General features: G+C 24.2%; 10 protein-coding genes and 1 pseudogene. 8 read left to right on the top strand and 3 right to left on the bottom strand.

Annotation, left to right across the window (positions count from 1 at the left end):
• Window positions 1–25: 25 nt before the first annotated feature.
• Window positions 26–672 (bottom strand): annotated as a pseudogene (gene pyrE, locus AUT07_RS00610) (orotate phosphoribosyltransferase).
• 98 nt (window positions 673–770) lie between these two features.
• Complete coding sequence (gene rph, locus AUT07_RS00605; RefSeq protein ID WP_066282773.1) at window positions 771–1,487, bottom strand: ribonuclease PH; 717 nt, start codon at window positions 1,485–1,487, stop codon at window positions 771–773.
• Between the two features lie 125 nt (window positions 1,488–1,612).
• Between rph and AUT07_RS00600 the strand changes: the two genes are divergently transcribed.
• A complete protein-coding gene (locus AUT07_RS00600) occupies window positions 1,613–2,482 on the top strand; it encodes a YicC/YloC family endoribonuclease (protein WP_066282770.1) in 870 nt (289 codons plus the stop codon).
• A 284-nt stretch (window positions 2,483–2,766) separates the two neighbouring features.
• Here AUT07_RS00600 and suhB read toward each other — a convergent pair whose 3' ends face one another.
• Window positions 2,767–3,546: an inositol-1-monophosphatase gene (gene suhB, locus AUT07_RS00595; protein WP_066282768.1), complete on the bottom strand. Its 780-nt coding sequence runs from the start codon at window positions 3,544–3,546 to the stop codon at window positions 2,767–2,769.
• A gap of 1,249 nt (window positions 3,547–4,795) precedes the next feature.
• On the opposite strand from suhB, the gene AUT07_RS00590 reads away from it, so the two are divergent.
• From AUT07_RS00590 to bamB, 7 genes are all read left to right on the top strand, one after another.
• A complete protein-coding gene (locus AUT07_RS00590) occupies window positions 4,796–5,941 on the top strand; it encodes an IscS subfamily cysteine desulfurase (RefSeq protein ID WP_083495539.1) in 1,146 nt (381 codons plus the stop codon).
• A gap of 1,157 nt (window positions 5,942–7,098) precedes the next feature.
• Window positions 7,099–8,211, top strand: a complete 1,113-nt coding sequence (gene rlmN / locus AUT07_RS00585; RefSeq protein ID WP_083495538.1) for a dual-specificity RNA methyltransferase RlmN — start codon at window positions 7,099–7,101, stop codon at window positions 8,209–8,211.
• A 246-nt stretch (window positions 8,212–8,457) separates the two neighbouring features.
• Entirely contained in the window at window positions 8,458–8,973 is a 516-nt protein-coding gene (gene rodZ / locus AUT07_RS00580) for a cytoskeleton protein RodZ (RefSeq protein ID WP_066282758.1), read from the top strand.
• Between the two features lie 568 nt (window positions 8,974–9,541).
• Window positions 9,542–10,663 carry a flavodoxin-dependent (E)-4-hydroxy-3-methylbut-2-enyl-diphosphate synthase gene (ispG, locus tag AUT07_RS00575; protein WP_066282757.1) on the top strand — a complete coding sequence of 374 codons (1,122 nt, stop codon included), beginning with the start codon at window positions 9,542–9,544 and terminating at the stop codon, window positions 10,661–10,663.
• 166 nt (window positions 10,664–10,829) lie between these two features.
• Window positions 10,830–12,080: a histidine--tRNA ligase gene (gene hisS, locus AUT07_RS00570; RefSeq protein WP_417903564.1), complete on the top strand. Its 1,251-nt coding sequence runs from the start codon at window positions 10,830–10,832 to the stop codon at window positions 12,078–12,080.
• Window positions 12,081–12,090: 10 nt separating this feature from the next.
• Window positions 12,091–12,711 carry a YfgM family protein gene (locus AUT07_RS00565; RefSeq protein ID WP_071889669.1) on the top strand — a complete coding sequence of 207 codons (621 nt, stop codon included), beginning with the start codon at window positions 12,091–12,093 and terminating at the stop codon, window positions 12,709–12,711.
• A gap of 13 nt (window positions 12,712–12,724) precedes the next feature.
• A complete protein-coding gene (gene bamB, locus AUT07_RS00560; RefSeq protein WP_066282747.1) occupies window positions 12,725–13,903 on the top strand; it encodes an outer membrane protein assembly factor BamB in 1,179 nt (392 codons plus the stop codon).
• The last annotated feature ends 30 nt before the right edge of the window (window positions 13,904–13,933 follow it).

The following is a 13,933-nucleotide window of genomic DNA, read 5'->3' as shown; positions in this document are numbered from 1 at the left end:
CACATTATAAAATATTTTGTTGACTTTAATCAATAAAACCATATTCATTAATATGATCCTTCATCATGGTTAGGTATTTTGACATATTTGAGTTTTCGCTTAAGTATTTGATTAAATCATTTAATGTGATAATAGAAAATACGTGGCATTTTAATTTTTTTTTAATTTCTTGAACAGCTGATAAATTTGTTTTTCCTTTTTCTTGACGATCTAGACTTAATATAACTGCGCTTAATTTAGCATTATGTTGTTTAATAATTTTTGCTGATTCTTGAATAGCTGTGCCTGATGTAATTACATCATCTACTATTACAACATTTCCTGTTAATGGACTACCAATTAATTTACCTTTTTCTCCATATGTTTTTATTTCTTTTCGATTAAAACAATATGATTTATTAAAATTATAGTGTTGATACAGAGCAACAACCATAGCTGTTACTATTGGAATACCTTTATATGCTGGACCAAAAATGATATCACATGCAGGATTATAATTCATAAAAGTATGAGCATAAAAAGAACCTAGTTCAATTAAATCCTTTCCTGTATTAAATAGCCCTGTATTAAAAAAATAAGGGCTTTCTCTACCAGATTTTAATTTAAGTCGACCAAATTGTAATACTTTTTTTTTATGGCAAATTTAATAAATTCTCTCTGATAATCTTTCATTAATTTTTCTCTTTTTTTAGATAATCTGTTTTTAATTTTAATAAATAATAAAACGTAAAACAATAAAAATATTAAACAATAAAAATAGAATTTTAATTCTATGTTTTTAATGATTGTTTTTGTGCGGAAAAAATAATTTGTAATCCATTTTTTGCTAAATATAGTAATGATATTAATTCTTCATGACTAAATGGTTTGCTTTCAGCTGTACCTTGAATTTCAATTATTTTACCATTATCCATCATAACGATATTCATATCTGTTTCTGCAATAGAATCTTCACTATATTCTAGATCACAAATAGTGTTTCCATTAACTATACCAACAGAAATAGCAGCAACCATTGATTTAATAGGATTTTTTTTGAATTTTTCTTTTACAGATATCATATTTAATGCATCAGTTAAAGCAACATGAGCACCAGAAATTGCAGCAGTACGAGTTCCTCCGTCAGCTTGAATGACATCGCAGTCTAATATTATGGTGTATTCACCTAATTGCTTTAAATCAACAGTAGCTCGTAAAGATCGTGCAATAAGTCGTTGTATTTCTATACTACGTCCTGTTTGGCCGCCTTTTATAGCTTCTCGTATATTACGTAAATTTGTCGCACGAGGTAACATACCATATTCAGCTGTTATCCAACCCTGTGATTGTCCTTTTAAAAATTTTGGGACTCTCTCTTCAATTGTGGCGTTACATAATACTTTTGTATTACCCAACTCAATTAGAACAGAACCTTCTGCATACTTAGTGTATTTTCTAGTAATTTTTATAGGTCTGATTTGATCAGCTTTTCTATTTTTTGGTCGCATAATATTATCCTCTTAATTTAATATATTACTTATATATCACAGTATTTTCAATACTAAATAACTATTCTATGGTTAAACTAAAAGCTATAATATAATTTTTTATTTTTACATTTAGGAAATAATATATGGTGCATAGTATGACAGCTTTTGCAAGAAGAGATTTGAAAACTAAATGGGGAAATTTATGTTGGGAATTACGTTCTTTAAATCAAAGATATCTTGAAACTTATATTCGTTTGCCTGAACAATTTAGAAATTTGGAACCTATTATTCGTGAACAATTACGTGGAAGATTAACAAGAGGTAAAATAGAATGTATTCTATATTTTACATTTAACACAGATCAATATGAACTAAGTGAATTTGTTTTAAATAAAAATTTAGTTAATGAATTAATCAAAAATGCTAATTGGATTAAAAAAATTAGTGGTGAAGGGGAAATTAATCCATTAGAGCTTCTAAAATGGCCTGGTGTTATCTCGTATCAGGAGAAAAATTTTGATTTTATTAACATGTATCTTCTTAAAGAATTAGAATTTGTTTTAGATGATTTTATTCTTAATAGAGAGAGTGAAGGAATTATATTAATGAATATGATTAAGCAAAGATTAAATACTATTTTTGATTTAATTCAATCTATTCGTTATCAAATGCCAGATATTTTAAAATGGCAAAAGGATAGATTACAAAAAAAATTAGAAGAAGCAAAAATTCAGATAGATAGTAATCGTTTAGAACAAGAGTTTGTTATATTGACTCAACGTATTGATGTTTCAGAAGAACTTGATAGATTAGATGCTCATGTGAAAGAAACATATAATATTTTCAAAAAAAAAGAAGCGGTAGGTCGTAGATTAGATTTTATGATGCAGGAGTTTAATCGTGAAGCTAATACGTTAGCTTCTAAATCTATTAACAGTCAAATAACTAATGCTGCTATTGAATTAAAGGTGTTAATAGAACAAATGCGTGAGCAAATTCAAAATATTGAATAAATAGTATTTTTTTTATAACATTATGAATGTTTATTTGTATAAATAATCTCATTATTAATGAGATTATATTTAGTTTTAATGTAAATAATAATATAATAGATAATTTATATAATTAATACTGTTTACGATTTTTAATTTATTATTTATTTAAATAAGTATAATTATATTCTTATAAGTTTATTTTTAAATTATTTTAATAATTATATGTAATATCGTTATATTATATAATTTTTATAAAATTAACATTTTAAAAACAAATAAATTAAAATATTTAAATGATTTGTTTAATATTTTAAATATTGTTTTATTTCTGTTATGATTTTTTTTACTATGCTTAAATTACCTGCGAGAAAATTGCCTGATGAAAGATAATTATAACCACCTAAAAAATCGGTTACAATACCGCCAGATTCACGTATTAATAATTCACCAGCCATAAAATCATAAGGTTTTAATCCAACTTTAAAAACAGCATCAATTCGCCCGGCAGCAACATATGCTAAGTCTAAAGATATTACACCAGTACTATACAAATTAGTATATTTCTTTATTAATTCAATAATAACATCAATATACATTGATGTATTTTGTTGTTTTTTAAAAGGAAACCCAGTAGCTATAATTATCACTTTTAATTCATTATTATTTTTAATACGAAGTCTATAATTATTTAATTGTGCTCCTTGACCCCGTACTGCAGTAAATAATTCATTAAGAATAGGATTATAAATAGCAGCTATTTCTGTACGACAATTAATACGTACTGCTATAGATACAGAGAAATTAGGCAATAATTTTATAAAATTTATTATACCATCTAATGGATTTATTATCCATTGAATACTATTTTTTTTATCAATTATCTGGTATCTTTCTTTAGTGATAATTGTATGAGTAGGATAAGATTTTTTTATGGTTGTAATAATAATCTGTTTTACTTTTTTATCAATATTAGTTAAAAAATTGTTTTGTTTTTTTAAAACATTATAGTTTTCATAATTTTTATTAATAAAGTCACCAGCTTGGCGGACTGCACGTATAGCAATAGTTAGCATTGGATGCATTGATTATAATTCCAAGTAATATTTAATATGAATAATTTCATATCGCATCTAAAATATAACAAATATTTTTTAAAATAACTACTTAATAGATATTGTTAATATATTGAAATAATCTTAAAAAATTTAGTAAAAAAATATTATTTTATAATTTATTAAACCAAGAATATAAAATCATTTATCTATAGAAAATTAGAAAAATTATTAGTCGCGTATTTGTGTTAATAAATTTATTATGTTAAATTTTAACATTTTTGAAAAAATCATAAATTTCATTTATTTATAATTATTATAAATAATGTAATAAGGTTCTGTTTATGCTATTAGTTAAGAATAAAAATATAAATGTATAAATAATATTTAATATAATATTATAAAGCATATAAATAATTGTCCATTATGTATCAATTTTAAAAATTAATTAATTTATTATATTGCTGATATGTTATTTTTTAACCATTTATTTAAATAGTGGTGTAGTTTTTCGTTTTAATAAATTTTTAATTCACTACCATTTATTTTATTAATAAATTTTTAGATATTTGAAAATGATATTTGTTTATTGATTACTTAAAAATCACATTTTGTATGATACAACATGCATTTTTGTATTTAAATTATCTATATCATATACATTTTATTAAATTTAATTAATTTTAATATTAAATTATACTCTAATAGTAATGAATTAAATAATTTTATTATTTAATTGTAAAATTTATGTTTAAAAATTTTTATGCAGTTATAAAAACTTAAGATGCTATTTATAGCTATATATATTTATAATAAATTTAGTATTAAAGTTATTTGATATCGATAAGGTGTTATATTTTAACAACTTTTTTAGTCTAGTATAAACTATGTAAAATTAAACTAATCATCATTTTTTATACTTTTTGGTAACAGTTATTTATTTAGTGAATAAGCAAAAATATTTTTATTTTTTGTTTATTTTATGTTGATAAATTTGTCTAATATAGATTAGACTAAAAAAAAATTAAATGTGATCTTATTATTATATTTATAAATTTTAACATGAATAAATTAAATTATTAATTTTACATGCAATTGTTTTACAATTAATAAATTCCATAATTTAACTACTTATTCTAAATATGAAGAGCGATTAATGATCAATTAAATTATAACTATAATAAAAATTATTTTTATTTAATTTTATTTTTAATATATGAATTTATATTTTCTTACAACATGAAAATATAATAACAAATTTTTTGGAGATAAAAATGTAATGAGATTACCAATTTATTTAGATTATTCAGCTACTACTCCAGTTGATTTTCGTGTTGCTAAAAAAATGATGCAGTATATGACTATAGATGGTAATTTTGGTAATCCTTCATCCTTATCTCATTATTTTGGTTGGCAGGCTGAAGAAGCTGTTGATATTGCTCGTAATCATATTGCTGATTTGATTAATGCAAATCCAAGTGAAATTATTTTTACTTCAGGAGCTACTGAATCAGATAATTTAGCTATTAAAGGTGTTGTTAATTTTTATAAAAAAAAAGGTAATCATATCATTACTAGTAAAACAGAACATAAAGCAGTTTTAGCTACTTGCCAGCAACTTGAAAATGAAGGATTTGAAGTTACTTATATTTCTCCTAAAAGTAATGGTATTATTGATTTGCATGATATTAAATCGGCTATACGTATTAATACAATTTTAATTTCTATAATGCATGTTAATAATGAAATTGGAATTATTCAAAATATTTCGTCTATAGGTGAAATATGTCGTAATAATGACATTATATTTCATGTTGATGCAACACAATCAGTCGGTAAATTACCGATTGATTTAGAAAAATTAAAAGTTGATTTAATGTCTTTTTCAGCACATAAATTATACGGACCAATGGGTATTGGAGCACTCTATGTGCGTAATAGTCCTCGTGTTCAATTGATAGCTCAACAACACGGAGGTGGTCACGAAAGAGGTATGCGTTCAGGAACATTGCCCGTACATCAAATTGTAGGAATGGGAGAAGCCTATAAAATTGCTAAATTAGAAATGGAAGTAGAATCTAAAAAACTAAGTAATTTACGTGAACGTTTATGGAATGGTATTCAAAATATTGAAGAAGTTTATCTTAATGGTGATTTAGTAAATAGCGCCCCTCATCTTCTAAATGTCAGTTTTAATTACGTAAACGGTGAATCATTAATTATGGCTCTAAAAGATTTAGCTGTTTCATCAGGTTCGGCATGTACTGCATCATATCTTGAGCCATCTTATGTGTTAAAAGCTATAGGAGTCAATGATGATCTAGCATATAGTTCAATTAGATTTTCTATTGGCAGGTATACTACAGAAGAAGAAATTGATTATACTATTCAATTGATTAATAATAAAATAGCTCATTTGAGATAAATTATTATGGTTATGTCACAAATAATAAAAAAATTATTATTTCAATATATTTATCTAATTTAAATTATTTAAATTTATATTTTATTTCACTAAGTATATTTAATAAAAAATTATAGTATTTTATAAATTTATAAGATATTATCTATATAATTAATTACGTAGTATTATTACAACAGATATTTAAAAAATACTTGTATATATTCCAATATATCAATATTTTTTGCTATAAAAGCAAAGTAAACATTTTATGAATATTATTAATAGTTTATAATCAAGTAAATTAATCTATAAATATTATAAAATAAATATACTAAGAAAAATTAGATTATATTAACTATAAAATTAATTATTTATCAAATTTTATTTAATAATTTTAGTTTTAAAATATATAAAATTATAATTATTTATTTTTTGATATTGTTTATAATTGCTTAATTTCAGTTATTGTTTAATGTTTAAAATTAAATTTAATTAAATATTTTGAATAAAACTATTAAATTGATATAATAAATATTATATTTAAAATTATTATCTAAATTATCACAGATAATAAATAAAAGACTAAAATTTTTAATAAAAATAATTTATATACAAAGTAAGCAAATACCTAGTAAAAATACAATTTATGTTATTTATTATTGAGCTAAATGCAGTTGAAAAATATAATTAGTGAAATTTATGGTCGTTTTGAGAAGAAACTAAGATTCTTAGTTATTGCTGTTAAAATTATTTATTTAAGCATTGGATAGGTAAAAATTTTTATCTAGAATAAAAAATAGTTAGAATATAAAAATAAATATTTCCTCACTAAATTATTTATATTTATAATTCTAGTATTTATTATATTATAAATGTTAACAGAAAAAGACGTGTTAACGTTATCTAATTTAATTAGAGATATAAATTTAAATAAGGCATTTATCAGATGCTCTATATTGCTAATTATGCGAAAATAAGATTACATCAAATACAATCATGGTTCATTTAGTTTTATTTTTAAATAGTAAATAAATATAATTTACTCGTAATGAATATATTTATTTATATTAATATAATAGATGTTAATATGATTAAAAGAGCACATAATTACATAATAATACGGAATAAAAACAATCATTATTATCGTTATAATTTTTAGTAATATTAAAAATAAAACAATGAAAATTAATTTAATGGATATAGATCGTAATCAAATGCGTAATTTTTTATATGACATAGGAGAAAGATCATTTGTAGCCGATCAAATAATGAAATGGATTTATCATTATTTTTGTGATAATTTTGATTTAATGACTAATATAAATAAAGTTGTTAGGAATAAATTAAAACTAGTTGCTGAAATTTTAGCACCTAAAATTGCACAAGAACAACATTCTCTTGATGGTACCATAAAATGGTCAATCATAGTAGGTAGCCAACAAGTAGAAACAGTTTATATTCCTGAAAATAATAGAGGGACTCTTTGTATTTCATCTCAAGTAGGTTGTTCTTTGAGATGCAATTTTTGTTTAACTGGAAAACAAGGATTTAATCGTAATTTACGAGTTTCAGAAATTATAGGTCAAGTATGGTTAGCTGCTAAAATTCTTAGATCTTGTGATTTGAATTATAAAAATAGGCGCCCAATTACTAATATTGTTATGATGGGTATGGGAGAACCATTATTAAATTTAAGGAATGTCATTCCAGCTATTAAAATTATTATGGATGATTTTGGATTTGGTTTATCGAAACGAAGAGTTACTTTATCTACTTCAGGTATTGTACCTGCACTTGATAAATTAGGAGATATGCTTGATGTATCCTTAGCTATTTCTTTACATGCTCCAACTGATAGAATACGTAATAAAATTATACCAATAAATAAAAAATACAATATTGAAGCTATACTAGCTAGTGCTCGTCGTTATTTGATAAAATCTAAAGCTAATCATGGACGTGTTACTATTGAATATGTTATGTTACATGGTATAAATGATAATATTCATCATGCACATCAATTAGCTCAATGTCTCAGTGATACACCTAGTAAAATTAATTTAATTCCATGGAATTCATTTCCAGGGTCTTTGTATAAATGTAGTTCTAATGAGTGTATTTATAATTTTGCAAAGATACTAATGAAATATGGTTTTACAACTATTATACGTAAAACTAGAGGTGATGATATTAATGCTGCTTGTGGTCAATTATCTGGTTATGTTGTTAATAAAACAAGGATGGTTTTAAAAAAATCAATACCTAATTCAATAATAGTTAAAGAACTTTAAATAGCGCCAAATATATAGCCATTAAAATATATGCTTATAACTTTAAAAATCATTTATTTTTTAAAATTATGACTAATATCTTCAAACAGTATTTATAAATAATGTAAATATTTTTTATTTGTTATTTTAATTATAAATTATGTTACTATATTTTCGATATTTGAATTTAAAAGTTTAATTAACGCTAAAATAGAAAATAATACTTAGAGAATTTTTTTAAAATTTAAAAGATTAATATTTTCAGTAATGAACAGTAACCATAAATCAGAAAAAATAGAAATAACTGTTGGTCAACGATTATTACAAGCACGAGAAATACTTGGTTTGTCTCGTGAAATCGTTGCTGAACGACTTTGTTTAAAAGTATACACTGTCCGCCAGATAGAAGAAGATAGCAATTCACATAATGTTGATCCAACTTTTTTTCGCGGTTATATACGTTCTTATGCAAAATTAGTTAAAATTCCAGAAAATGAGATTATTGAATTATTAAATAAGTGTACGCCAGTAAAAACATCCGTGGTTTCTCAGATGCATAGTTATTATTTAGGTAAAATATATAAAAGAAGAGAAGGTTGGTTAATGAAATTTACTTGGTTAATTATTATTATTTTTATTACAATGATCGGAATATGGTGGTGGCAGGGTTATAAAATACAAAAACAAGAGATTACTACTATGGCTAAACAAGGTTCATCTGATATTGCTAAAGTTTTAGATAACTCGGTTCTATCTTTTATAGAAAGATTGTATATATTTTAAAAAATTATTTAAAGTCCATATAAATATCTATAATAAAGAAAGTAAAGATGAATACAGTATGAAGTGATTACAGTATGAAGTGATATTCAAAATGTTTTAATATAATTGAATAGAATCAAAATATGCTTGATAAGCATATTTTGATTAAATACTATAGATTAAATACTATAGTAAATACTACTTATCTAATTTGGATAAAGTTTAAAAAATATTATTTAATATCTGGTAATATTTAAAATATTACGTAAAATAAAAAATCTATTTGTAGTGAAATTATTTTATCATAAATACTTGTATATTAGCGATTAAATTTTAAAATACAAAAATGTCTGTTAAAATTTATTACTTATCCTAATGTAATAAATACTGTTGATTTGGAATATTTTATTAAATTCAATCCATCTTTGTTCAAATTATCTTCATAATATTAAAAATATTTCTATTAAAAATAATAAGCACTGAACTTTAAATGAATAAATAATTTTTTTATTAATTTTAATTATATTTACTAGTTTTAGTAATAAAAATAGCATAAATTATTCAATATTTATATTAAGGAATGATAATTATGCATCATAAATTTTTTATAAAAAGACGTAAATCAATAAGAATTTATGTAGGTCATGTTCCTATTGGTGATGGAGCCCCAATAACAATACAGTCAATGACAAATACATGTACTACAGATATACAATCTACAGTAAAGCAGATTAAATTATTAGAACAAGTAGGAGTTGATATTGTACGAGTTGCCGTGCCTACGATGGATGCAGCTGAAGCATTTAAACTTATCAAAAAGCAAGTTAATGTACCTATTATTGCTGATATACATTTTGATTATCGTATAGCACTAAAAGTTGCTGAATATGGTGCTGATTGTTTACGAATTAATCCAGGTAATATTGGTAACAAAAATCGTATTCGTCAAGTTGTTGCTTGTGCTCGTGATAAAAATATTCCTATCAGAATAGGTGTTAATGCTGGTTCACTAGAAAAAAATATTCAAGAAAAATATGGTGAGGTGACACCAGAAGCTTTAGTTGAATCAGCTATGCGTCACGTTGATATATTAGATAGATTAAATTTTTATCAATTTAAAATTAGTGTTAAGTCATCAGATGTTCTTTTTACTGTATGTGCTTATCGTTTACTTTCTAAAAAAATTGATCAACCTTTACATTTAGGAATTACCGAAGCAGGTGGAGCACGTTTAGGTGCAGTAAAATCTGCTATTGGAATAGGAATATTATTATCTGAAGGGATTGGTGATACATTACGCATTTCACTAGCTGCTGATCCTATTGAAGAAGTAAAAGTTGGTTTTGATATTTTAAAATCACTGCGTATTCGTTCTAGAGGTATTAATTTTATTGCTTGTCCAACATGTTCACGTCAAGAATTTGATGTTATTAATACAATTAATGTATTAGAAGAAAGATTAAAAGATATTACTACTCCAATGGATGTTTCAATTATTGGTTGTGTAGTTAATGGTCCTGGTGAAGCTAAGTATTCTGCATTAGGTATAACTGGTATAAGAACTAGAAGTGTATTTTATGAAGATGGTATACGTCAAAAAGAGCACTTAAATAATGCTAATATAATTGATGAAATAGAAGCTAAAATTCGAGCAAAAGCTATAATGTTAGATAAAAACAATCTAATTTATATTAAAACTAAAAATAAATAATAGATTAGTTGTAATATATCTCTTTATATATATCAATATATATTGAATTTTATTAACTATCTATTTATTTTTAAATTATATACAACTATTTAATTTATATATAATTAATTATATATTTTTAATCAAGAGGAATACTGTGAATAAAAATATCACATCTATTCGTGGTATGAATGATTGTTTCACACCTGATATCAAATTCTGGCAAAAAATTGAAAATAAATGTAAACAGATTCTTACTAATTATGGATTTAGTGAGATAAGGACCCCAATAATAGAACAAACATCATTGTTTTCTCGTGCTATAGGTAAAGTTACTGATGTAGTGAAAAAAGAGATGTATACTTTTAATGATCGAAGTGGTAATAGTTTAACTTTACGTCCAGAAAATACAACTGGTTGTGTGCGTTCAGGAATTGAGCATGGGTTTTTGTATAAAAAACGGCAACAACGACTGTGGTATTTAGGGCCAATGTTCCGTTATGATCGCCCACAAAAAGGACGGTATAGACAATTTTATCAATTAGGTGCAGAAGTTTTTGGTTTTATTGGTCCAGATATTGATGCAGAACTTATTAATATTACAGCACGGTTATTTCGTGAATTAGGAATAATTAAATATATTTCATTAGAAATAAATTCAATTGGTTCATTATCATCAAGAGAGAAATATTGTCGTGTATTAATGGATTTTTTGCATCAATATGAAAATGAATTAGATCAAGATAGTTTACATCAGTTATTAGCTAATCCATTACGTATCCTTGATACAAAAAATCCTAAAATACAAGAAATACTCATTGATGCCCCATTACTTGCTGATTATATTGATAGTGAATCTAAATACCATTTTATTAACCTATGTAAACTACTTGATGCAACAAATATTAAATATAGAATTAATCATCGTTTGGTGCGTGGCTTAGATTATTATAATCGTACTGTATTTGAATGGATCACGGATATATTAGGTGCTCAAAATACTGTATGTGCTGGGGGACGTTATGATAATTTAGTAGAACAATTGGGAGGTAAAGCTACTCCAGCTATAGGTTTTGCTATTGGAATAGATCGTATGGTTTTATTGATTAAACAGATAAATCCATATTTTATTGACGAGTATAATATAGTTGATGTTTATCTGATTACTTCTGGAAAAGTAAGTAGACAGTCTATGTTAGTTTTAGCTGAAATAATTCGTGATCATTTACCATATTTTACAATAATAACTCACTATGGTGGTGGTAATTTAAAAAAACAATTATCACATGCAGATAAATATCAAGCTAAAATTGTTTTAATTCTAGGTGAAAATGAATATAAATCTGGTGAAATTACAATAAAAGATTTACGTACAGGTAAACAAGAAAAAATTACTCAACAGAATATCATTGTTCGTTTAAATGAACTTTTATGTTAGAGGAGATTTTGTGGAAATTTGTAGTCATAAAAATAAATACATATATATTATAAAATATTTTTTTATTAAATATATAAAAATATTAGTAGTCTTATTAGTTATAATAGTTTTTAGTATTATTAGTTCAATTTATTGGAAGTCATATAAAAAATATGATTTACAAAAAAGTGCTCAAATATTTGAAGAAATTTCCTCGCAATTAGAAACAACATCAAAATTATCATTTTTATCTGATAAAAAAAATATTAATAATATAGATAATATCTATGTTGTATTACTAAATATTAAATTAGCAAAAATAGCAGTTGAAAAGAATGATATTCTTGGTGCAGAAAAAATATTATTAAAGACATTAGAAATTGTTAAATTAGCTGATCTCAAAAATTTGATCAATATTAGATTAGCACGTGTACAATTAGCTTTAAATAAAATAGATAAATCTTTTCATACTTTAACTAAAGTACATAGTAAAGAATGGAATACAATTGTTGAAAATATTCGTGGTGATCTTTTTTTAAAACAAGGGGATATTATTAATGCTCGTAATGCTTATTTTAAAGGATTAGAATCAAGTAATGCAAAAATGCTCCAGACAATTTTAAAGATGAAAATAAATAATTTACCAAACTAAGAGGAACTTTAGAATGCAATTTAATAACCAGTTCTTATTTAGTTTATTAGTAATGAATTTATTAATTGGATGTACAATGGAAAAAGATTCAATTATGAAATCTTCATTGCCTAAAATTAAGAATCAATTTAATCCATCTATAGTATGGTCTATTCCTGTTGGAATAGGAAGTGGAGAATATTATTCTAAACTTGCCCCAACTTATGCTGATTATGCGGTTTATGCAGCAGATCGTCAAGGAATAGTAAAAGCAATAAATTTTGATTCAGGTAAAATATTATGGTCAATTGATTTGTCAAAAACAGTAGGATTATTTACAAATCATGTATCTGCATTAATTTCTAGCGGATTAACTATTTCAGGGAATAATATTTATATGGGTACAGAAACTGGTAAAGTAATTGCATTGAATAAGAATAATGGTGTAGTAGTGTGGAAAACTGAAGTTGATGGAGAGGTTTTATCGAATCCAATAATTAGTAATACTATAGTATTAATACATACCAGTAATGGAGTATTATATGCATTAGATATTCAAAATGGGCAAATTAAATGGAGTATTAATTTAGAAACTTCTATTTTTTCAATAAGAGGAAAGTCATCACCAAGTATAGTTCATGGAGTTGCTATTATTGGTAGTGATAATGGTCGAATTGTTGCTATAATGCTTCCTCAAGGTGAAATTATATGGCAACAATATATTTCTGAAATACATGGTGTAACTGAAATTGATCGGTTGCATGATGTTAATATTATGCCATTGATTGATATTAATAGAAATAATATTTTTGCTATTGCATATAATGGTGATTTAGTTGCGATAGATATCAATTCGAGTAAAATTATTTGGAAACGAGAAATAGGATCAGTAAATGATATTGTTGGCGATAAAAAAAATATTTACTTAGTTGATCAAAATGATCGTGTACTGTCAGTGCGTAAAAATGATGGTATTATTTTATGGATACAGAATGCTTTATTGCACCGTAATTTAACAGATCCAGTTATTTATGATGACTATTTAGTTATTGGTGATTCAGAAGGATATATTCATTGGTTAAGTATTAAAGATGGTCATTTTGTAGCACAAAATAAAATTGATAAATCTGGATTACGCAGTCATCCTATAATAGCTAATAATAAATTATTAATTCAATCTAAAAATGGCACGTTATATCTTATTAAACGTTAATTTATTAATTTTTTAGAAAAGTTAATTTTT

Origin of the sequence: Candidatus Arsenophonus lipoptenae (genome assembly GCF_001534665.1) — a bacterium.
Taxonomy (GTDB): domain Bacteria; phylum Pseudomonadota; class Gammaproteobacteria; order Enterobacterales; family Enterobacteriaceae; genus Arsenophonus; species Arsenophonus lipoptenae.
Note: the sequence above shows the minus strand (reverse complement) of the source record. Positions and strands in the feature narration are given on the sequence as shown.